The following is a 20,691-nucleotide window of genomic DNA, read 5'->3' as shown; positions in this document are numbered from 1 at the left end:
GCAGTGTTATAACCAATTCTTGCGTTTGAAATAGAGATAGGGCGCTAAACCGGCAATAATCATCAATCCAATGGCCGCCGGATAGCCGAACGACCAGCGCAACTCTGGCATAAACTCAAAGTTCATCCCATAGCTGGATGCCACCAGTGTGGGCGGCAGAAAGACCACCGAGACCACCGAGAATATCTTGATAATGCGGTTCTGCTCGATATTGATAAAACCCATCGCCGCCTGCATCAGGAAGTTCACTTTCTGGAACAAGGATTCGTTGTGTGGCAGCAGGGATTCGATATCGCGCAGCACTTCTCGAGCTTGTTCCAACTGACCGCTAGGCAGCCGCGCCTTACGCACCAAGAAATTCAGCGCTCGCTGGGTATCCATCAGACAGAGTCGCACTTTCCAGCCAATATCTTCCTGTTCTGCCAAGGTCGAGAGCGCAGCATCATACTCATCCCCCTGCTGGCCCTCCATAATGACGCGGCTTAGCGCTTCCAGATCGCTGTAAATGTTTTCAATTTCATCAGCTAACTGCTCAATTTTGGTTTCGAACAGATCCAACAACAGCTCATAAGCATTGCCGTCAACCAGTGTCTGGTTACGGGCGCGCATACGATACAAACGGAAAGCCGGTAATTCACGCTCACGCAGGGTATAAAGGCGGCCATCACGGATGGTAAATGCCACGGTTGAGTTACCGGCGTGATCTTCCGCATCTTCATAATAAAAGAAGGAGTGAATATGCAAACCATCTTCATCTTCGAAGAAACGGGCAGATGCTTCGATGTCGTCCAGCTCTGGTCGGGTCGCCAGGCTCTGCCCTAACTCAGACTGGACGCGTTCCCGCTCGCCCTCTTCCGGCTCGACTAAGTCGACCCAAAGTGAGGTGGTCAGGTCATCTGATTCATCCAGCTCCAAACGGGATAAGCGATTGTTGCTTAATTTAAATGCGCTCAGCATGTGCCAAAACTCCCTTGCGGTGATGGATAGGGATAACGCATTGAAGCACAGAAACAGCTAAGTATTGAGAAATACTCTATGTTTCAGACCATAAGGAGATCTGACTCACAGCGACGGTTTAGCGGGGCCGCTGACAACCACGAAGGCTATCAGCAAATAGGAGGATAGCCTTAGAAGTTGCACCATATGAACAGGTTATTGAGCCAGCATCTACTGGGTGTGTCCAAGGCGAATGTCCTCATAAAGAATAGTGCGCGCATGTTACGCCGAGAAGAAAAAGACTGTCAACAGAGCGTTCAGAATTCTGTACTCAGTTCATTATGATAATGTGGGATTTTATGCATATCGACACTCATTCCAACACAATAGGATAGCCTCCACCCAAGAGCTACTGGCACAGCGGTAACAAAAATTTCATGCAGAGTGATGCGTAAAGCAGACGTGTTAAGGCTTAATGCCCGTAATGAGACTGAAATAGCCAGACGCAGGGATTATCTCAATATCACGGAACCCTGCACGGTGCAGCAGCTGTTTTATCTCTGAAAAAGAGTACTGCTTACCTTGGCTCCAACTCAACATGGTGACATTAAATCCTGCGACCGCCAATGGCCCAGGAATATCGCCATTAAAAAGTATTTCATGAATAATAATCCGCCCCCCATGAGGTAGGGCGTCGTAGCTTTTTTGGGTCAGAAATACATTTTTCTGCTCCGGCCAATCATGAAGTACATTGGAATAGAAATGAAGGTCAGCATCGGGATAAGATCCAGACCACATATCGCCAATATGAATTGAGATGCTCTCCTCCAGACCATAGGATTTTATGAATCCTGCCGTAATACGCCCGACAGGGGCAAGGTCATAAATAGTGGCGCGCAGATGAGGCCAACGAGTCACCGCCCCCACTGAATGTATTCCCGAACCGCCGCCAATATCTAACATGCAGTGGTAATTAGCCAAATTCAGCTTATTCGGCCATACACTCGCCGCACCAATACTGATACCGTGCATAGCTTTCGTAAAAGCCTCCGCTTTTTCAGTGCTGTATATACTCTCTTCAAATAAGTTTTCCTTCCCCTCTTCTTGTATTTCAGACTTTCTCATCACGTTTTCTAAATTAGCCAGAGAGAAATTATCTCCAGTGCTATAAATCAGATCCCAATAGTATCCACAATAATTAGGACTTTCTTTAAGTAAAAACTCCTCGGTGACCTTTGTGAGCCTATAGCGCCCATCCTCAAACTCAACCAGTTCCAGCGCCAGTACAACCGCCATCACTACCTCAACAGATCTCAGTTCAATACCAATAAATGCGCAAATCTCGGATGGGCTTTTATTATCTTTCGCAATGTACTCAAAAATCCCGAAGTGATGGGCAAGAATTGCGGTCGGATATAAATATAAGCTGGTTGCTATATTGAATAGTTTTCTATCATCACATTGTGCTTGCTTAATCACTCTAATCATATAACCCCCACAGTAATAGTCGTCATATAAATTAACTTTCATGAAAAAATAGCGTGAATCAATATTCGAAAATAAATCTTAATGCTAAGTTTATTAATCCCAAACAAATTGCGGTTAAAACTATACGCATATCTCCTATGCAACCGCATTACTGTTTTTTAGTTAAATAATGATCAAAAAAAACCGAGGCCAGAATTGACCTCGGTTTTACGTATCCTGTAGCTTCATTTAGCCGATCATTTAGCCAAACTCACACACAGGCTTTCCCTTAAGTATTGGCAAGAATATCAACGTTTTATTTTTTTAAACTGTCTGGTCGTGTCCGTCAGTGCAATTTCTGTCGGTAACCGTTCCATCGAACTGGCACCGTAGAAACCGTCACATTGCGGGCAGTTATCCATAATATATTGGGCATCTTCAGGCGTAGAGATCGGCCCGCCGTGGCACAGCACAATCACATCTTCACGTACCGCTTTGGCGGCGGCCGCCCAGTCGTTAATCAAAGGCACACAGTCCGCCAGTTTCAGCGCCGTGTCTGCGCCAATATTGCCGCCGGTGGTCAGCCCCATGTGAGGAACAATAATATCGGCACCGGCTTGTGTCATGGCGACCGCGTCGGCAGCACTAAAGATATAAGGTGTTGTTAGCATATCTTTTTCGTGGGCCAGGCGGATCATCTCCACCTCCAAGCCATAGCCCATGCCGGTCTCTTCCAGATTGGCGCGGAAGTTACCATCAATTAAACCCACTGTTGGGAAGTTCTGTACACCAGAAAAGCCCAAGCTCTGCAAATGATCTAAAAAGTGGTCAAACTGGCAGAAGGGGTCGGTGCCATTAACACCGGCCAGTACTGGGGTGTTTTTCACTACGGGCAGCACTTCTTTCGCCATATCGACCACAATTTCGTTAGCATTACCGTATGCCAGCAACCCGGCCAGCGAACCACGACCTGCCATGCGATAGCGGCCTGAGTTGTAGATAACGATTAAATCAATCCCGCCAGCCTCTTCACATTTGGCTGACAACCCTGTCCCCGCACCGCCGCCAATAATGGGTTCACGGCGGGCAATCATTTCCCGGAATTTGGCCAAGATGGCCTGGCGTTGAAATTTTGGCATCTGCTTCTCCACTATAAATTGGCCCTAATGGGATCGGCTCTTCGCGATCTCGTGAAAGTTCTCTACCGCAGCTTGTGCAAACTGAGGGTCGTTAATGTTGAACGGATAATGGACCAGGCGGCGCTTATCGGTTTGAATCACGGTCTCTTCCAGCGTCTGGATAAAAGCGTTTAGTGCCTTTTCATCCCAGAATGGCTGGCCGGGGGCATCCAGCGCCGAAAATCCACCTTCCGGAATTAAAAAGCGCACTTCTCCCTGGCAACGATTTAGCTTCTCGCCAATCCAGCGTGCCAGTTGAATGTTCTCTTGCTCGGTGGTGCGCATCAGCGTGACTTGTGCGTTGTGCTTATAGAACAGCCGATCAGCATATTTAGCCGGAATAGTTGCCGGACTACCGAAGTTGACCATATCCAGCGCGCCACAGGAGCCGACGTAAGGAATATGGGAATGGGCAATAGCATCGAAGCGCTCTGGGCCACAGGCCAATACGCCATCAAATAGCAGATCACAAACTTCGGTGGTGGTCAGATCAAGCGCCCCTGCCAGCAAACCACTCTCAGCTAGTTTTTCCATCGCTTTGCCGCCGCTGCCAGTGGCGTGGAAGACCAGGCAGTCATACTCTGCGGATAATGCCGCGCTAACCGCTTGAATACAGGGGGTGGTTACACCGAACATGGTCAAACCCAGCGCTGGTTTGTCCTCTACCTGTAGCTCCTCTTTGGCGAAATAGACCGCACCCGCAATTTGGTGGGCCGCATTACTCAACACCCGCCGAGAGATACGATTTAGCCCAGCAATGTCGGTAACGGAATACATCATGGCAATATCGCTCGCGCCGATGTAACCAGACACATCACCAGAAGCCATAGTCGACACCATCAGTTTAGGAATACCGATAGGTAAACTCTGCATTGCTGGCGTGATTAGCGCCGTTCCACCGGAACCCCCCAAACCTAAGAGTGCGGCGACATCATCACGGCTCACCATAAATCGCTCAAATGCCACCGCCATTGCGCTAATCGCCCGCCCTCTGTCACCACAAAAAACCGCCTGACACCCTTCAGGATGGTAGCCCGCCACCAGATCCGCCGAGATATCCGCGCCGCTATCGCGCCTCCCTTCTCTGGTCGATAAATCAACCGTGACCGTCGTCAGTCCGGTTGCCTTAATCAATGCGCTGACATAGGCCAGCTCTTCACCTTTGGTATCTGTGGTCGTCGCGATAAAAATATGACGGGGCATCTGAACATCCTTCTATAAGGGCGGAATGTCACAAAATTTAAGCAGCTCACTTTTCTTATTGGGGGCTTATTTTTTTGCTTATAGCCGAACAATGAGGTGAGTTGGTTAAGATAGAATCATATTGAGACTAGAGTATCATTTTCGCAAAGTGCATGACTAAAATTTGAGACTGTAGTCTCAAAATTAATTTGCGCATGAAATGCTTTCATAGAGATTTGCGTGGATGGTTTGTTATAGTGGGCGCGAATACCCTCTGTAGACCCTGGAGTGACCGTGAATAATCAAGATAAGCAGGACAGCGCTCCTCCATCGTTAACCACCATCAAGGCGAGAACCCGACGGTTACTGATTGATACGGCCATGTCGATGTACGAGCAAGGGGCGTTTCCGTCGATAACTGAGGTGGCCAACGCCGCCCAGCTTTCTCGTGCAACGGCATACCGCTATTTCCCGACACAAAGTGCGTTAGTCTCCGCCATGGTTGATGAAAGTCTCGGCCCAATATTGGCATGGCAACCGACCCAGCCTGATGCAGGGCAGCGCATTGCCGAACTGCTCTCCTTTGCTTATCCACGGATGTTACAGCATGAGGGTGTGCTACGTGCCGCGCTGCATCTATCATTGCAGCAATGGGCTGATAACCGCAGCAATCCGAACAATAAAGAGAAGTTAGTCCGTGGCAACCGTAAGCGATTGTTAAAATTGGCGGTAGAGCCACTGGAGGGGAAACTGGCACCCGCAGCTCTGCAACGGGTGATCCATGCGTTTTCGCTAATTTATGGCTCAGAAGTGTTTATGGTGCTGAAGGATATTTGGCATCTGAATGATGCCGATATTCAGGATGTCACCCAATGGATGGGGAGAGCTATTTTATTGCAGGCCGAAACCGACGCCAAACAGGTAGCTCAGAATGAGAGCCGCTAACACCGCTGCGGCGTCAAGGACACAGGGCTTACCCAACGTCATTGGCGTTGCAGCAAGGCAGCAAATGAACTCATCCCGATGAGCTTACATCAGTAAGTGATTCGGGTAGGTGAATGCCGCTAACACCGCTGCGGCGTCAAGGACACAGGGTAATTTATACCGCTTCTAACCGTGCATAAGCCGCGACTAGCCACTTAATGCCTTCACCTGGGAATGCCACTTGCAACCTGCTATGTTCGCCGCTACCTTCCAAATTAACGATGGTGCCTTCGCCAAATTTAGGGTGGCGCACGCGCTGGCCCAATGAAAATCCGCTATCATTCTCATTCATTGGCGTCCCCATGCTGCGGTGATTTACTGGGCGGGATACTGTCGCCCGCAGCCGCACCTCCTCGACACACTCCGGCGGCAGTTCACCAATAAAGCGGGAGGGGCGATGATTCACCTCTTTACCATACAATCGGCGGTTTTCGGCATAACACAGTGTCAGTTTTTGCATCGCACGAGTGACGCCAACATAGGCTAGCCGGCGCTCCTCCTCCAGACGCCCGCCCTCATCGAGTGACATCTGGCTTGGGAACATCCCCTCTTCCATGCCCACGATGAATACCTGCGGGAACTCCAAACCTTTGGCTGAATGGAGCGTCATTAGCTGCACCGCATCCTGATAGGCATCCGCTTGCCCCTCTCCCGCTTCCAAAGCCGCATGAGAGAGAAATGCCTGAAGTGGCATCAAGTCCTGATCTTCATCCTGATAACTGTACTGGCGGGTCGCGTTGACCAGCTCTTCAAGGTTTTCTACCCGCGCCTGACCTTTCTCGCCCTTCTCCTGCTCATACATCGACCACAAACCAGAGTCACGGATCACCCGGTCAGTTTGGACATGTAGCGGCATATCTGCGGTTTCATGGGCTAATGAGTCCACCAACTCGACAAAACGTTGCAGTGCAGAGGCCGCACGGCCTGCCAGCACTTTTTCCTGCAACATGGAACGGGTTGATTGCCACAAGGTTAACTGGCGATCACGGGCAGTCTGGCGCACCACATCTAGCGTGCGATCGCCGATACCACGGGTTGGCGTATTGACCACTCGTTCAAAAGCGGCATCGTCATTGCGATTAGAGACCAGACGCAGGTAGGCCAGTGCATCTTTGATCTCCTGACGCTCGAAGAAGCGCTGACCGCCATAGATGCGGTACGGCATCGCAGTCTGCAATAGAGCCTCTTCCAATACGCGCGATTGGGCGTTGCTGCGATACAAGATGGCGCAATCATTCAGCGCGCCGCCATTGTCCTGCCAGGCGCGAATGCGGTTCACCACAAAGCGGGCTTCATCCAGCTCGTTAAAGGCGCAATAGATCGAGATGGGTTCACCTTCGGCCCCTTCGGTCCAGAGGTTTTTCCCCATGCGACCATCATTGTGGGCAATCAGGGCGTTCGCCGCCGTCAAAATATTGCTGGTTGAGCGGTAATTTTGCTCCAGCCGGATGGTTTCGGCACCGGGGAAATCTTTCAGGAAACGCTGGATATTTTCGACCTGTGCCCCGCGCCAGCCATAAATTGACTGGTCATCGTCGCCGACAATCATCACATTCGCGCGGTCACCCGCCAGCAGGCGAATCCAGGCATATTGGATGTTGTTGGTATCCTGAAACTCATCTACCAGAATGTTGGTAAAGCGCTCGCGATAGTGATTAAGAATATGGGGTTTGTTGAGCCACAGCTCATGGGCGCGCAGCAATAGCTCGGCAAAATCCACCAGCCCCGCGCGGTCACAAGCCTCCTGATACGCCTGATAAATACGCAACCAGGTGGCCTCAACCGGATTACCGTAGCTTTCAATGTGTTGCGGACGTAACCCTTCATCTTTTTTGCCGTTGATGTACCACATAGCCTGACGTGGCGGCCACTGTTTTTCATCTAAATTCAACGCCTTAACCAGACGTTTTAATAAGCGCAGTTGGTCGTCGCTGTCCAGAATTTGAAAGTCTTGCGGCAGATTGGCATCCATATGGTGGGCGCGCAGCAATCGATGCGCCAGCCCGTGGAAAGTGCCGATCCACATCCCGCCCTGACTAGTGCCAATCAGATGCTCGATACGGTGGCGCATTTCTGCCGCCGCTTTATTGGTGAAGGTGACCGAGATAATCGAATAGGGCGAGGCGTTTTCTACTGATAGCAACCAGGCAATACGATGCACCAGCACCCTGGTTTTGCCACTGCCCGCACCGGCCAGTACCAACAGGTTGCAGCGTGGCGCAGCCACGGCTTCGCGTTGTTTTTCATTCAGGCTGTCGAGCAGATCAGAAACGTCCATAGGCACCGTTTATCGGATAAGGGAAGATGGTCAAATCACCGGTCATTCGGGTATTTTACCACCATTCCACTGTGAATTTATACAGAGTTATTGCAGGGGATTATAGCAATGCTGTCAGCGATGCCAACTGAGAAATCTCAATATGGGGTAATAATCGGCTATCACGGGCGGTCATCAGGCCTTGTTGCCGGTCATTGATCCAACACGCCTGCATACCACAACGCAGCGAACCTGCTACATCCGTGGTGAGATCATCACCCACATGCAAGATATGTTTCAGCGGGATATCCAGATGATTGGCCGCTTTATGGTACATATCACGGAACGGCTTGGCACGGCCATGAGGGCCGGAGCGCAGTACAAACTGAAAATAGTGGTCGAGGCCGCAAGCTTTAGGGTCAGCATTGCCGTTGGTGATCGCCACCAGCGGATAGTGCTCAGCCAGCGCGCTCAGCGTGTCATGAGTCTCTGCCGGCACATAAATGCGACTACGCCACAGGGCGAAGTTCTCCATGGCGGCATCGGCCCCACATTGCGCCTCTGATTTGCTCAGGCCATGGCGAATTAGGCCCAGCTCAATGGCATGCCAGCGCCACTGGGTCACATCGTGGTAGATATCCGGGTCTTGCGCCAGTAACTCACTGCGAAAACGCTGGAAATCCGCGGCCTGCAACTGCGCCAAATTAGGATGGTACTGCTGCAAAAAAGCCACTGACTCTTGTTCAGTGCGGGTAATTACCGGGCGATTGTCATACAGCGTGTCATCCAAGTCGAAGGTAATGGCGGAAATACGCTCAAGTGGACGATAAAAATGCATCAGGATTTGCCTCGTTTGGCCCGTGGATGAGCAGCATCATACACTGTCGCCAGATGTTGAAAGTCGAGATGGGTATAAATTTGTGTGGTGGTCAGATTGGCGTGGCCCAGAAGCTCTTGTACTGCGCGCAGATCGCCGCTGGACTCCAGCATGTGTGTGGCGAAGGAGTGGCGCAATTTATGTGGGTGGATGTGGCTACTGACCCCCTGCTTCACGCCCCATTCAGCAAAGCGTTTTTGCACATTGCGCGCCGAAATTCGCTTGCCGGTATTGGCTAAGAAGATAGCGTCATCTTGCGGCTCAAACAGTTCGCGCAGCGCCAGCCAGTGATACAGCCATGTCACTGCCGTTTTGCCGATCGGCACTTTGCGCTCTTTGCTACCCTTACCCATCACCCAGACTTCACCGCTGGCTAAGTCGACGTGTTTGCAGTTCATGCCCACCAGCTCAGAGAGACGCAGACCGGCACCGTACATCACTTCCAGCATCGCGCGGTCGCGCACCGCCAGCGGGTCGTTGAGGTCGATATCCAGCAGTTTATCCACTTCATCGACATCAATATTTTTCGGCAGATGGCGGCCAGAGCGCGGCGTACTCACCCCCTTGGCGGGATTGGCCTGCATGACACCCTGGCTAACCAGCCAATTGAGGAAACTGCGCAACGCCGAAAGCCGCAATGCCAGGCTGGAGGCGTGCAAGCCCGCGCGTTTGCTGCGGGAAACCAGTGAGCGAACCTGCGCGGCATCCAGTGTTTGCCAGTGCGCCAGCCCCATCTGCTCGCCCATCTCCATCAGCGCCTGCAACTGGCGTCGATAGCTGGTGATGGTGAGCGGGCTGAGTTGGCGCTCAACTTTGAGGTAACGCAGAAAAGCCTCGACCTGTGGGGCAAGTGAGGCACTGAACTCGGTCATACCGGCTCGATCCAACGCGCCAGCAAGCTTGGCAATAGCGTGGATAACTGATTGAGCATCACAGTACCCATGCCTTGCTGGTAGTGCTGTGTGTCACGGCTGCTGAAGATAATTACGCCCAAATCACCCTCTTTGCCCAGCAGTGAGAGCGCTACCGAACCGATTTGTTTCGCCTGAGGCAGTAACAGCAGCAGTTCCGGCCCATTCAAGCTGCCGAGATAGTGGTTATCACTGCCTAGCCGCTGAATGCGTAGCGGCTCAAAGGCGTGGCGAGAGAGGCCTAAATGGGTGAAATCAGAGGGTGCGCCGATATGCCAGCGGTCACTGAACAACCTGACATTGGCACCACTGAGCCCGAAATCTCTGGCCCAGCGCTGTAAGCGATTGAGCATATCTTGCAAGCTGCTGGCCGCCGTCAGATGAGTTTGCAGTTGCAGCAAGCGGTTGAACAGCACTTCGTTCAGGCCAGCTTGCTCCATCAGCAAGGTGATCTCCTCTTCCAACTGGCCAATCTGGTTACGCTGTCGCCCCAGTTGCCACTCCACCAGCGAGACACTGCCTCGAACCGGATGGGGAATATGCATCTGTTCAACCAGACGGGCATTGCGGATAAAGAAGTCGGGATTTTGCAATAAGTACTGCATGACAGTATCGTCGTCTAGCGCGATACCCTCTAACGCCTGCTCCTCATAACTTTTCATGTCACACCCGTCATACTTCAGTACCTGTTACATTATAGATGAATGAATCCGTCGTACACATGGGTTGCTGGCCCCGTCATATACAGCGGATGGCCTGGCCCTTTCCAACTGATAAGCAAACTACCGCCCGGCAGCTCCACCGTGACCTCTTCATCCAACAGATCTTGCTGGATACCGACGGCCACCGCAGCACAAGCGCCGCTGCCGCAGGCTTGAGTTTCACCGGCTCCGCGCTCATACACCCGCAGACGGATATTGTCACGGCTAACCACCTGCATGAAACCGATATTCGCCCGTTCAGGGAAGCGCTCATGGCTTTCTAATACTGGCCCCAGTAACGCAACATTGGCAACTGCAACATCATCAACTTGCAGCACACAGTGAGGGTTGCCCATCGACACCACGCCACATAATACCGTCTGTTCTGCCGCGCGAAAAATATAGGTTTTCTCAGCTTTAGTCGCCCGGAAAGGGACGCTTTGCGGATCAAAATTGGGTTCGCCCATATTCACGCAAACCTCTTCATCTTCCGTGACACTCAAGATCATGCGGCCAGTCTGGGTGCTCACACTGATGTCGCGCTTGTTGGTCAAGCCCTTCAGCCGGACAAAACGGGCAAAACAGCGCGCACCATTGCCACACTGAGAGACTTCACTACCATCAGCATTAAAAATACGGTAGTGGAAATCCAGCTCAGGATCGTAAGGCGGTTCAACCACCAACATTTGATCAAAGCCCACGCCAGTGTGCCGGTCTGCTAATCGGCGGATTAATTCCGGCGAAAAGTAAACATTTTGGGTAACTGCATCGACAACCATAAAGTCGTTGCCAAGACCGTGCATTTTGGAGAACTGCATTTCATACTCCGCTGACTTTCATTTTTATTGCTGGATCAATTCGGTACTGGCTAAGCTTGATCCTGACACACTCTGGCGGCGATAGGGCTAATTACTGTGGCCCAGCGATCGTTTGGCTCTGCTTAGTGCCAGATAAGTCCTGCTGATTGCGTTCGGTCTTGCCACTATCGGGTTGCGTTGTTTCTGTTTTGGGTTTGTCTGACGGCGGAAAGTATAGCGGCCCTTTCAGGCCACAGCCGGAGAGTGCAAGCACCATCATCGCCACCAGTGGCCAACCTAGTTCTTTTTTCATTTCTAACGCCTGTAAATTGTTTTAGCGCATTAATGCCTGTGATTCATGCGCCCAAGGTCTCTATAATCGCAGGTGGATCATGAAAAGCAACAGGAATTGAATATGAACGATAGCGAGTTTCATCAGTTAGCCGATCAATTGATGCTTTGCATTGAAGAAACACTGGATAGTTTTAGCGGCGATAGTGATATCGATTATGAAACCAATGGCGGGGTGATGACCCTGACTTTCGAGAATGGCAGCAAGATTGTTATCAACCGCCAAGAGCCATTACATCAGGTCTGGCTGGCCACCAAAGCGGGGGGTTACCATTTTGATTACCGAGATGGGCACTGGTACTGCTCACGCAGCGGCGTAGAATTTTTCGCTAAATTATCTGAAGCCGCCACCACACAAGCGGGCGAAGATGTGAGTTTTGGTTAACTGCGGTTGGATCAATAAGGGACACAATTTTTTACGTGTCCCTTTTATTTGCTTATCAGATAGTGGTTTATCAGATAGTTGTTTATCAGCATGCTAATGCAGTTGGAATTGCTGCGGTGCTGGCAGGGTAGACTCTTTATCCGCAATATACAGATGCGATAACGTATTGCTGCGGAAAGGAATAACTTGCGTGCGGCCATCTAACTGCACAATTTGGTAGAACTGCGGCAAGTTGAAGTTGATAAAGCTGGAGCCGTAGGTAAAACGATCATGAGAAGAGGAGTAGAAACGGCTGACATCCCGCACCAGCTCCTCTTTGCTCCCTTCGCAATGGTGATAAACCTCAACGCGGTTTGACTCATCCAAAATGTAAATATTAAAGCCTTTCTCATCTGCGGTGCCTTCAAAGAAGAACTGAATAATCCCTTCACTGGCAAAACCGTCGACAACCGGCGGCAGATGAATTTGATCAGTTTCAACCTGAATCGATAACCCATGCAGTTTGTTATTGGAGATAGCCCCGTAGAATTCAACCGCGTTCTCCAGCTTCTGCACTGACACACTCAGGCGCTCGAAGAACAGCCCCCACGTCTGACCGGAAACCCGCACCGCTTTGAAGCGGCCCGGCTCTTGACGGGTGCTGGATAGGCGCAGCTCAATGCACTCCGAAACCAACTGCTGAATTCGGGTACGAATCAAGCCGCGTAAATGCTGGCTATAGCAGAACACATCCACCGACTCTGGCGGTGCCGCATCCTGATGCATTTTGCCTAAAATCGTTTTCAGTGCTTCCAATACCGCCTGTTCGCCGCTGAAATGCAGGGTACGCACTTCGTTCCACGAGTTGCGGTACAGCAAATCGATACTGCCCACCAAACACTGCTGCTGCTCGCCAAAACTGAATACATCCAGTTTACGGAAATCAAAATGCACCACCTGATTGCGGAACGCGGCGGTCGGGTCATGCTCCAAATTGACGATAATCGCTAAGTGGCGGATCTCGCACGGGCTGTAGAGTGCCTTCGGCGTTGGCGCAGGTAGGCGCAGCGGGAAGTGGTGAGAGATATCCGTCACCAACTCTTGCAGTTTGGTGGTATTGCACAGATTGGCACTTTTTATATGTAGCCGGGTCTTGCTGGTCAACAGGCCGTTGAAATAGGCCCACGACACCAATTTGTTTAGGTAGCGGTTATACTCTAGCGGTTGATGGCTGACGATAGTGTCCATCGAGGGCGCTTGATTATACAAGTACCAGCCAGGGCGGTTCGCGCGACCCGCAGGGACATGAATAAAGGTCAGGTGCTCTTCGGAAAGATCCGGCGAAATTTGCGGGTTAACCAACGTCACTTTACCCGGCAAAGCTTCAAATGCCGCGTACAGTTTACGGGTCAATACCCCGATATCCTGCGGGCTAGCGCTGACACTCAGGTTGTTGCGGCGCGTAAAGCGAATCAAATTGCGATAACTCTGCATCATCGCATCTAACAGCTCATTATGCGCTTCACGTACCCGTTCAATCTTCCAGTTGGCGCGATTATCCAGCACCGCCAGACTCTCATCGCTCCAGCCCCACTCACTAACCAGTTGGCTAAGGATTTCACGCCGCCAGCCAACACTCGCCGGGGTGCGCGAGAGTTTCTCACACACTTTCAGATAGAAGCAGCGGCGCACCAAATTTAGCCGAGTGGTGTCATTGATTTGGGTCAGATAGCGGGTGACGCGATCGAGCATCATGCAGTAAGCATCAAGGCCGAAGGCCACAATTTCACCGGCATGTAGGCGCTGTTTGATCTCCATCGCCAATAATTGGGAATTAGGGTATTCCCAAGAGTAAGCTTCCAGCAGCAGGGTTTTTAGCACCGCTTTATATGGCGAATCGATACTTTTATACAGCTGCCACAAACTAGCACCGAAATACTCTTCCGCCGACAGGGTGCTTAAACCGCCCAGATCCAGCCACTCATTCGGCGTTAATACGCCCTGCGCATAGAGCGACAGCACGTAATCATCGTAATTATTCTCTTCTTCAACCGGAACCATATTCCATAGAATACGTTTCCCAGCCAGACGAACCGCGCTGCGGTAAAATTCATCTAGCAATAAAATATGTTGGGTCGAGCCGCAATCTTCGCCACCCAAACTGCCACTGGCATTGTGACGGAAGCGGTTTTCATCAATCAGGAAGAAGCTGACTTCAACACCCATTGATGCGGCCCATTTCTCTAGCAGGCTGCATTTTTGCTGTAGGCGATGGCGCTCGTCTGTATCGAGCCAAGCCTGATGACACACCCAGATATCCAGATCTGAGGTATGGCATTGCCCGATGGAGGAGGTGCTGCCCATGGAATAGACGCCCGTAATCGGCAGTTCGCCGCCGACACTCTGCTCTAGAGGTGCGCCCGACTTAGCTTCAACCTCAGACAGATAATCCTGTTGTGTTTCATTAGGCGTGAAAATACAGACGCCATGGGGAACGTTACCATCAAGGTAACCCGGCATCAGTGGATGATGATGATGTAGTAGGGTCGGTAGCAGACTGTAAACCTTTTGGAAGGCTGGCCCCATGGCCGCCAAGGCGCGATCGACTCGTAATTGGTTGATCGCATCCAGTCGCTGTTTCAGTGTCTCGATGTAGAGGTACAAGACGTCTCGCCTGATTGTTCCGGTGCTTAGAAAGAAACCCGCGTTCCACATTCGTTTGTTGTTTATTTGAAGAATATTTAACGAATGATTGCTGGAAACGTGATCAATCTAACACCTTGCCGATTGACCGTAAAGAAAGTAAAGCTATCCCTACAATTATAACGTCACTTTCTGACTAAAATCATTCATCTTGCCATCGGGCAACAGACCAATAAATTTTAGCTAAAGCCGCTGACAACGCAGCAGTGGGCGGAAGGAGGGGATAAACCCCTTATCCAGCCACACATTTGTTACAATAGTTGCTTTCTTGTACTCTTACCCGCCTTGATCATGTGGCTACCGCACTGACACTACTCGTCGGTCAATGGTAGGATGGGCCGCAAAATATAAAACGGTAACAAGCAATGTTAGACAAAATTATTCGAATTGCCACGCGACAAAGCCCGCTCGCCTTATGGCAAGCACATTATGTTCAACATTTACTGCAAGCCAATCACCCCGGCCTGCATGTTGAGTTGGTCCCGATGGTCACTCGCGGGGATATCATTCTGGATACGCCACTAGCAAAAGTGGGCGGTAAAGGCTTGTTCGTCAAAGAGTTAGAGTTGGCGTTACTGGATGGTCGGGCTGATATCGCCGTGCACTCAATGAAAGATGTGCCGATCGCTTTCCCTGACGGCTTGGGTCTGGTCACCATTTGCGAACGTGATGACCCACGTGATGCGTTCGTCTCATCGAGCTATGCCCATCTGGATGACCTACCGGCGGGTAGCATCGTCGGCACCTCCAGCTTGCGCCGCCAGTGTCAGCTACGCGAACGCCGCCCCGACCTGATTATCCGCGATCTGCGGGGTAACGTCGGCACCCGCCTCGCCAAGTTGGATAACGGCGATTACCATGCGATTATTCTGGCCGTTGCCGGCCTTAACCGCCTTGGGCTGGAAACCCGTATCCGCTATGCCATGCCAGTTGAAGAGTCGTTACCGGCGGTGGGTCAGGGCGCGGTGGGTATTGAGTGCCGCCTAGACGATGATTTTACCCGCCAACTGCTCGCACCACTCAATCATCGCGACACAGAATTACGCGTCTGTGCAGAACGGGCGATGAATACCCGTCTTGAAGGGGGCTGTCAGGTGCCGATTGGCAGCTATGCTGAATTGGAAGGCGACGTGCTGTGGCTTCGTGCCTTAGTGGGTGCGCCGGATGGCAGTGAGATCATTCGTGGTGAGCGCCGTGGCCCGGCTAACAATGCCGAGCAGATGGGGATTGAGCTGGCCGATGAGCTACTTTCACGTGGCGCGCGGGAGATATTGACCGCTGTTTATCAGGATAACCTACCGCGATGACCATTTTGGTGACCCGTCCCTCCCCCTCTGGGGAGCAGTTAGTCAGCCGCCTGCGTGCGCTGGGCCGGGTTGCCTATCATGCTCCCTTGATTGATTTCTCGCCCGGTGATGACCTGCCAAAACTGCCCGCTTTGCTGCAAAATATGCAGGCGGGTGATCTGGTTTTTGCGCTATCACAGAACGCCGTGCGCTACGCTAACCCGCTGTTAAAAAGAAATAACCTGTTATGGCCTGCGCAGTTATCCTATTATGCTATTGGTCGTGGCACCGCGCTGGCACTGCATACCGCCAGCCGGTTGCACGTCACCTTTCCGCCAATGGGTGAGACCAGCGAGATGCTGTTATTATTGCCTGATCTGCAAAAACTGAGCGGTAAAAAGGCACTGTTATTGCGCGGTAATGGCGGGCGAGAGCTGCTGGGTGAGAGCCTTGCACAGCGAGGAGCGGAGGTGACTTTCTGCGAATGTTATCAACGTAGCCCGATCTTTTATGATGGCAGTGAGCAAAGTGCGCACTGGCAACGTGCTGGCGTCAATATTCTAGTGGTGACCAGCGGCGAAATGTTACAACAGATCTATACTTTAGTTCCTGATTACTATCGTTCTTCCTGGTTGCTACGCTGCCGCTTGGTGGTGGTGAGTGATCGTTTGGCTACCCTGGCCGCCCAAATGGGCTGGAGTGATATCCGGGTGGCAGAGAATGCTGATAATGACGCGCTGATCCGCGCGCTACAAGACCTAAAACATACCTGAAACCTGACTATGGGATGCCCAATATGACGGAACAAAATACCCCATCCGCACCAGTGGAAGAGACAACCACTGCGGTTGAGAGGCACCAACAGCCAGCACCTGAAAACCGCCGGGAAAAACGCACCGGGCCAATTCTGGGGGCTATTGCTATTGCATTGGCTATCGCGCTGGGTGCCGGGCTTTATTATTACGGACACCAGCAGGCCCAGTTACAGGATGCCGCGACTCTCTCGCTGCAAGAACAGCTGGCGGAACTAAAACAGAGCCAGTTGCAGGAAAAACAACAGTTTGAGTCATTGTTGCAGCAACAAGCTAAGGCGCTGGAAGCCGCTGATCGCCAACAGACCTCGCTGACTCGCCAACTCAATGAGTTGCAGGAAAAAGTCGCCACCATTTCAGGGAGTGACGCCAAAACCTGGCTACTGGCACAGGCTGATTTTCTGGTGAAAATGGCCGGCCGCAAACTGTGGAGCGATCAGGACGTCACCACCGCCGCCACATTATTGAAAAGCGCCGATGCCAGCCTCGCAGACATGAATGACCCTAGTCTGATAGATGTGCGCCGCGCCTTGACCGAGGATATCAGCACCCTTTCGGCGGTCAGCCAGGTGGACTTCGACGGCATCATCCTCAAATTAAATCAGCTGTCCAATCAGGTCGATAATCTGCGTCTGGCTGACAACAATATTGATGATTCGCCGATGGATGCCGATAGCGATGAGCTATCCAGTTCATTATCTGAATGGCGCCAGAATTTGACCAAAAGCTGGCACAGCTTTATGTCTGACTTTATGACTATTCGCCGCCGTGATAGCAGCGCCGAGCCACTGTTGGCGCCAAATCAGGACGTTTATCTGCGTGAGAATATCCGCTCGCGCCTGTTGGTGGCGGCCCAGGCAGTGCCTCGCCATCAGGATGAAGTGTACAAACAGTCGCTCGAGACTATCTCCACCTGGGTTCGCGCCTATTTTGATGTGAACGACCCTAGTACCAAGGCTTTCCTGGATGAATTAGATAGCCTGAGTCAACAGTCGATATCAATGGATGTGCCTGATCAATTGAAGAGCCAGCCAATGCTAGAGAAATTGATGCAAACTCGGGTTCGTAACTTACTGGCGCAAGCCCCAGCTGCCGCTCAGGGGGAATAAGTATGCTGCGAGTTTTACTGTTATTCCTCATTCTGACCGCCGGTATCGTCCTTGGCCCAATGTTGGCTGGCCATCAGGGCTATGTGTTGATCCAGACCGACAACTATAACGTTGAGACTAGCGTGACGGGTCTAGTCATCATGCTGGTGCTGGTTTTGGTCGCGTTCCTGATCGTGGAATGGATACTGCGCCGGATTTTCCGCACTGGCGCTCGCACCCGTGGCTGGTTTATGGGCCGTAAACGTACTCGCGCCCGTAAGCAAACCAAAGCTGCGCTGATCAAACTGGCTGAAGGTGATTTTAAGCAGGTGGAGAAGTTGCTCACCCGCAATGCCGATCACGCTGAGCAGCCGATGGTGAACTATTTGCTGGCGGCGGAAGCGGCCCAGCAGCGCGGCGATGAGTTCCGCACCAATCAATATCTGGAGCGGGCGGCAGAAGTGGCCGATACCGACCAACTGCCGGTGGATATCACCCGCGTGCGCATTCAGCTGGCACAGGGCCACGTTCATGCAGCGCGCCATGGTGTCGATCGTCTGCTGGATCAGGCACCGCGCCATCCGGAAGTCCTGCGCCTGGCGGAACAAGCTTACCTGCGCTCTGGCGCTTACAGCTCATTGCTGGAAATTTTACCGGCAATTGGCAAGGTTCAGCTTCATACGCCCGAGGAGATCGCCGCACTGGAGCAGCAAGCTTACATCGGCATGATGAATCAGTGCATGGCGGAAGAGGGTAGCGATGGCCTGAAACGTTGGTGGAAAGATCAGAGCCGCAAAGTTCGCAACGAGATCCCGCTGCAAGTGGCGTTAGCTGAGCATCTGATTGAGTGTGATGATCATGATGTTGCCCAGCAGATCATTCTGGATGGCTTGAAGCGCCAATATGATGAGCGCTTGGTGCTGTTGATCCCGCGTCTGAAGTCAGGTAATCCCGAGCCGCTGGAGAAATCATTGCGCCAGCAAATAAAACAACATGGCGCGACACCGTTGCTCAATAGCACTTTGGGCCAGCTTATGCTGAAACACGGTGAGTGGGAGAAAGCCAGAGAAGCTTTCGCCGCCGCGCTTGCTCAACGCCCAGACGGGTATGATTACGCATGGCTGGCGGATGCCTTAGATAAACTGCATCGCCCTGAGGATGCCGCACAAGCACGTCGTGAGGGGTTGCTATCGACCCTGCGGCAGAGTGGCGAACCACTTTAAACACTGTCAGTGCAGCGGAGAACGGGTAGATCATCAAGATGCCGTCGGCCCTTTGAAAAAAGCCATCTCTAGAGACTCGAGCCGCGCCATCCCTGGCGCGGACACTTGACTCTTCCACCCGTCCTCGCGCAGTCTGAAAGCTCTTACGGGAGCTTTGAGGTTAATGATAAAGCGGCTGATAGCTCAGTGAGTGAAGGGTTTACCGCACTTAGGGGCACTTCGGTGGCTCACGCCACTGCGACCCCAACGGCACGATTCCCCTTCATTTGACTTTGTCAGCAGTCTGAAAGCTCCTACGGGGGCTTTTTTGTTATCTATTTTGCCCAAAAAAAAACGCTTGCCGTTTTCGGCAAGCGTCTAAAATTTTCAGGTCTACAGACAACATGTTGGCGCCTCACTCAACGTTATGCCCGGTATGTGATGAAGATATTCAACATCGTTTACATGGACAATAGGCACCCTAAAATCGGCTCTGCATCATCTCTGGGTTTATGAAGTGGCTATAAAGCCAGGCTGTCATAATAAGTGAGATGAGCATCTACTGGATAGATATTGCAGTTAGCGTGCCAAAATGCGTAATCGGCAGCAATTTCACTCAATCGCCCGCAGATAACCTCCTAACAATATGATAAATAATAGATTTATTTTTATGTTCATTTGGCATGTCATGCCCTGCTCTGCCGAGGCTGATAGCGACACGCCCTAAGTGATCTGTCGCTACAAAACGACGCAATCGAGCATCATGATTTTTCTTTTTATTTATCAACATATTATATGTCTCCATTCAGAGACAATGCATTCGTCTTTTGTCGCGAAAAGCCAACACTTCTGATCTAAGAGGATAAATCACCGATCGAGGCCGGCTAACCGCCTAATTTGATCAAAGGGCAGCAACAAAGTTTCGGGCATAAAGAAAATGACAGTGAAGTGATAAAGCGCCATTGGCCGTGAACAAAACCGAGAGAGGATGAATGGCGATGAATAGAGATAACCAAGGGCGCGCTATTAGCGAGAGACAAAATAGAGACGAAAAAAAACCCCGCATTGCGGGGTTTCTTCTGAAATTGGTCGGCGAGAGAGGATTCGAACCTCCGACCCACTGGTCCCAAACCAGTTGCGCTACCAAGCTGCGCTACTCGCCGATTTCTTGCTTGTTACTCTACATGGTCTTGCGACCTATGTCCATGTAAATCTTAATAAAATCTACATGTTTGTGTGGTGCGAAGGGAGGGACTTGAACCCTCACGTCCGTAAGGACACTAACACCTGAAGCTAGCGCGTCTACCAATTCCGCCACCATCGCATGTTCCACAAAATTTGGGGTGGCTAATGGGGCTCGAACCCACGACAACTGGAATCACAATCCAGGGCTCTACCAACTGAGCTATAGCCACCATCACTTCTTACAGCTTACTTCGTACTCGTCGTACGCGGCAATCTTACCACCGCAGCTCTTGCACACAAAATTAATGGTGCGCCCGACAGGATTCGAACCTGAGACCTCTGCCTCCGGAGGGCAGCGCTCTATCCAGCTGAGCTACGGGCGCTTAGCGCCGTTGCGGGTGAGGATACTA

Annotated in this window: 18 protein-coding genes and 4 tRNA genes; 6 read left to right on the top strand and 16 right to left on the bottom strand. The window is 51.6% G+C overall.

All coding sequences use genetic code 11. The features are described from left to right. Positions 1-6: 6 nt before the first annotated feature. The 4 genes from corA to HRK25_RS07355 all read right to left on the bottom strand — a co-directional run bounded on the left by corA (position 7) and on the right by HRK25_RS07355 (position 4,784). Positions 7-957: a magnesium/cobalt transporter CorA gene (gene corA / locus HRK25_RS07370; RefSeq protein ID WP_005279362.1), complete on the bottom strand. Its 951-nt coding sequence runs from the start codon at positions 955-957 to the stop codon at positions 7-9. A 444-nt stretch (positions 958-1,401) separates the two neighbouring features. Beyond that, positions 1,402-2,424 (bottom strand): methyltransferase, encoded by a 1,023-nt coding sequence (locus HRK25_RS07365; protein ID WP_032899032.1) that lies wholly within the window; start codon positions 2,422-2,424, stop codon positions 1,402-1,404. A gap of 287 nt (positions 2,425-2,711) precedes the next feature. Next, positions 2,712-3,542 (bottom strand): phosphoenolpyruvate hydrolase family protein, encoded by an 831-nt coding sequence (locus tag HRK25_RS07360; RefSeq protein WP_032899031.1) that lies wholly within the window; start codon positions 3,540-3,542, stop codon positions 2,712-2,714. Between the two features lie 24 nt (positions 3,543-3,566). Then, entirely contained in the window at positions 3,567-4,784 is a 1,218-nt protein-coding gene (locus tag HRK25_RS07355) for a Tm-1-like ATP-binding domain-containing protein (protein ID WP_005279358.1), read from the bottom strand. Positions 4,785-5,057: 273 nt separating this feature from the next. Here HRK25_RS07355 and HRK25_RS07350 point away from each other — a divergent pair, with 273 nt between their 5' ends. Further along, positions 5,058-5,708, top strand: coding sequence for a TetR/AcrR family transcriptional regulator (locus HRK25_RS07350; RefSeq protein ID WP_032899030.1), 651 nt, complete (start codon positions 5,058-5,060; stop codon positions 5,706-5,708). Between the two features lie 154 nt (positions 5,709-5,862). Here the strand turns inward: HRK25_RS07350 and uvrD are convergent, their stop codons facing one another. The 6 genes from uvrD to lptM all read right to left on the bottom strand — a co-directional run bounded on the left by uvrD (position 5,863) and on the right by lptM (position 11,603). Next, positions 5,863-8,025 carry a DNA helicase II gene (gene uvrD / locus HRK25_RS07345; protein WP_005275653.1) on the bottom strand — a complete coding sequence of 721 codons (2,163 nt, stop codon included), beginning with the start codon at positions 8,023-8,025 and terminating at the stop codon, positions 5,863-5,865. Between the two features lie 100 nt (positions 8,026-8,125). Continuing rightward, a complete protein-coding gene (gene yigB / locus HRK25_RS07340; RefSeq protein WP_032898172.1) occupies positions 8,126-8,842 on the bottom strand; it encodes a 5-amino-6-(5-phospho-D-ribitylamino)uracil phosphatase YigB in 717 nt (238 codons plus the stop codon). Next, positions 8,842-9,753 carry a tyrosine recombinase XerC gene (gene xerC, locus HRK25_RS07335; protein ID WP_032898173.1) on the bottom strand — a complete coding sequence of 304 codons (912 nt, stop codon included), beginning with the start codon at positions 9,751-9,753 and terminating at the stop codon, positions 8,842-8,844. Before xerC ends, yigB begins: the two co-directional genes overlap by 1 nt. Beyond that, a complete protein-coding gene (locus HRK25_RS07330; protein WP_005275657.1) occupies positions 9,750-10,454 on the bottom strand; it encodes a DUF484 domain-containing protein in 705 nt (234 codons plus the stop codon). The genes xerC and HRK25_RS07330 overlap by 4 nt, the downstream gene beginning before the upstream one ends. A gap of 32 nt (positions 10,455-10,486) precedes the next feature. Then, positions 10,487-11,311: a diaminopimelate epimerase gene (gene dapF, locus HRK25_RS07325; protein WP_005275659.1), complete on the bottom strand. Its 825-nt coding sequence runs from the start codon at positions 11,309-11,311 to the stop codon at positions 10,487-10,489. Between the two features lie 91 nt (positions 11,312-11,402). Further along, a complete protein-coding gene (gene lptM, locus HRK25_RS07320) occupies positions 11,403-11,603 on the bottom strand; it encodes an LPS translocon maturation chaperone LptM (protein ID WP_005275662.1) in 201 nt (66 codons plus the stop codon). 102 nt (positions 11,604-11,705) lie between these two features. Between lptM and cyaY the strand changes: the two genes are divergently transcribed. Further along, positions 11,706-12,026 (top strand): iron donor protein CyaY, encoded by a 321-nt coding sequence (cyaY, locus tag HRK25_RS07315; protein WP_032898174.1) that lies wholly within the window; start codon positions 11,706-11,708, stop codon positions 12,024-12,026. Positions 12,027-12,119: 93 nt separating this feature from the next. Here cyaY and HRK25_RS07310 read toward each other — a convergent pair whose 3' ends face one another. Beyond that, the gene (locus HRK25_RS07310; protein WP_005275666.1) at positions 12,120-14,669 is read right to left on the bottom strand and encodes a class I adenylate cyclase; all 2,550 of its coding nucleotides are present in this window, start codon (positions 14,667-14,669) and stop codon (positions 12,120-12,122) included. A gap of 404 nt (positions 14,670-15,073) precedes the next feature. On the opposite strand from HRK25_RS07310, the gene hemC reads away from it, so the two are divergent. The 4 genes from hemC to hemY are packed head-to-tail and all read left to right on the top strand — an operon-like array spanning position 15,074 to position 19,117. After that, a complete protein-coding gene (gene hemC / locus HRK25_RS07305; RefSeq protein WP_005275669.1) occupies positions 15,074-16,015 on the top strand; it encodes a hydroxymethylbilane synthase in 942 nt (313 codons plus the stop codon). Further along, positions 16,012-16,767: a uroporphyrinogen-III synthase gene (gene hemD, locus HRK25_RS07300; RefSeq protein WP_032898175.1), complete on the top strand. Its 756-nt coding sequence runs from the start codon at positions 16,012-16,014 to the stop codon at positions 16,765-16,767. The genes hemC and hemD overlap by 4 nt, the downstream gene beginning before the upstream one ends. A 23-nt stretch (positions 16,768-16,790) precedes the next feature. Continuing rightward, on the top strand, positions 16,791-17,915 hold the full coding sequence (gene hemX / locus HRK25_RS07295; protein ID WP_032898176.1) for a uroporphyrinogen-III C-methyltransferase: 1,125 nt from the start codon (positions 16,791-16,793) through the stop codon (positions 17,913-17,915). 2 nt (positions 17,916-17,917) lie between these two features. Further along, on the top strand, positions 17,918-19,117 hold the full coding sequence (gene hemY, locus HRK25_RS07290; RefSeq protein ID WP_005275676.1) for a protoheme IX biogenesis protein HemY: 1,200 nt from the start codon (positions 17,918-17,920) through the stop codon (positions 19,115-19,117). A gap of 595 nt (positions 19,118-19,712) precedes the next feature. Here hemY and HRK25_RS07285 read toward each other — a convergent pair. The 5 genes from HRK25_RS07285 to HRK25_RS07265 form a co-directional block, all read right to left on the bottom strand. Continuing rightward, on the bottom strand, positions 19,713-19,886 hold the full coding sequence (locus HRK25_RS07285) for a hypothetical protein (RefSeq protein WP_005275679.1): 174 nt from the start codon (positions 19,884-19,886) through the stop codon (positions 19,713-19,715). Between the two features lie 296 nt (positions 19,887-20,182). Continuing rightward, a tRNA-Pro gene (locus HRK25_RS07280) sits at positions 20,183-20,259 on the bottom strand. 74 nt (positions 20,260-20,333) lie between these two features. Further along, positions 20,334-20,420: transfer RNA gene (locus HRK25_RS07275), tRNA-Leu, on the bottom strand. Positions 20,421-20,435: 15 nt separating this feature from the next. Beyond that, a tRNA-His gene (locus HRK25_RS07270) sits at positions 20,436-20,511 on the bottom strand. A gap of 76 nt (positions 20,512-20,587) precedes the next feature. Further along, a tRNA-Arg gene (locus tag HRK25_RS07265) sits at positions 20,588-20,664 on the bottom strand. Between the last annotated feature and the right edge of the window lie 27 nt (positions 20,665-20,691).

It is taken from the genome of Yersinia bercovieri ATCC 43970 (assembly GCF_013282745.1).
Classification (GTDB): Bacteria; Pseudomonadota; Gammaproteobacteria; order Enterobacterales; family Enterobacteriaceae; genus Yersinia; species Yersinia bercovieri.
Note: the sequence above shows the minus strand (reverse complement) of the source record. Positions and strands in the feature narration are given on the sequence as shown.

Bases quoted from the DNA above. Each gene is read 5' to 3' on its own strand.
- hemC (WP_005275669.1), top strand. From the start codon at position 15,074: ATGTTAGACAAAATTATTCGAATTGCCACGCGACAAAGCCCGCTCGCC.
- corA (WP_005279362.1), bottom strand. From the start codon at position 957: ATGCTGAGCGCATTTAAATTAAGCAACAATCGCTTATCCCGTTTGGAG.
- HRK25_RS07285 (WP_005275679.1), bottom strand. From the start codon at position 19,886: ATGTTGATAAATAAAAAGAAAAATCATGATGCTCGATTGCGTCGTTTT.
- dapF (WP_005275659.1), bottom strand. From the start codon at position 11,311: ATGCAGTTCTCCAAAATGCACGGTCTTGGCAACGACTTTATGGTTGTC.
- uvrD (WP_005275653.1), bottom strand. From the start codon at position 8,025: ATGGACGTTTCTGATCTGCTCGACAGCCTGAATGAAAAACAACGCGAA.
- yigB (WP_032898172.1), bottom strand. From the start codon at position 8,842: ATGCATTTTTATCGTCCACTTGAGCGTATTTCCGCCATTACCTTCGAC.
- HRK25_RS07365 (WP_032899032.1), bottom strand. From the start codon at position 2,424: ATGATTAGAGTGATTAAGCAAGCACAATGTGATGATAGAAAACTATTC.
- hemX (WP_032898176.1), top strand. From the start codon at position 16,791: ATGACGGAACAAAATACCCCATCCGCACCAGTGGAAGAGACAACCACT.
- lptM (WP_005275662.1), bottom strand. From the start codon at position 11,603: ATGAAAAAAGAACTAGGTTGGCCACTGGTGGCGATGATGGTGCTTGCA.
- HRK25_RS07355 (WP_005279358.1), bottom strand. From the start codon at position 4,784: ATGCCCCGTCATATTTTTATCGCGACGACCACAGATACCAAAGGTGAA.
- xerC (WP_032898173.1), bottom strand. From the start codon at position 9,753: ATGACCGAGTTCAGTGCCTCACTTGCCCCACAGGTCGAGGCTTTTCTG.
- hemD (WP_032898175.1), top strand. From the start codon at position 16,012: ATGACCATTTTGGTGACCCGTCCCTCCCCCTCTGGGGAGCAGTTAGTC.
- cyaY (WP_032898174.1), top strand. From the start codon at position 11,706: ATGAACGATAGCGAGTTTCATCAGTTAGCCGATCAATTGATGCTTTGC.
- HRK25_RS07360 (WP_032899031.1), bottom strand. From the start codon at position 3,542: ATGCCAAAATTTCAACGCCAGGCCATCTTGGCCAAATTCCGGGAAATG.
- hemY (WP_005275676.1), top strand. From the start codon at position 17,918: ATGCTGCGAGTTTTACTGTTATTCCTCATTCTGACCGCCGGTATCGTC.
- HRK25_RS07330 (WP_005275657.1), bottom strand. From the start codon at position 10,454: ATGAAAAGTTATGAGGAGCAGGCGTTAGAGGGTATCGCGCTAGACGAC.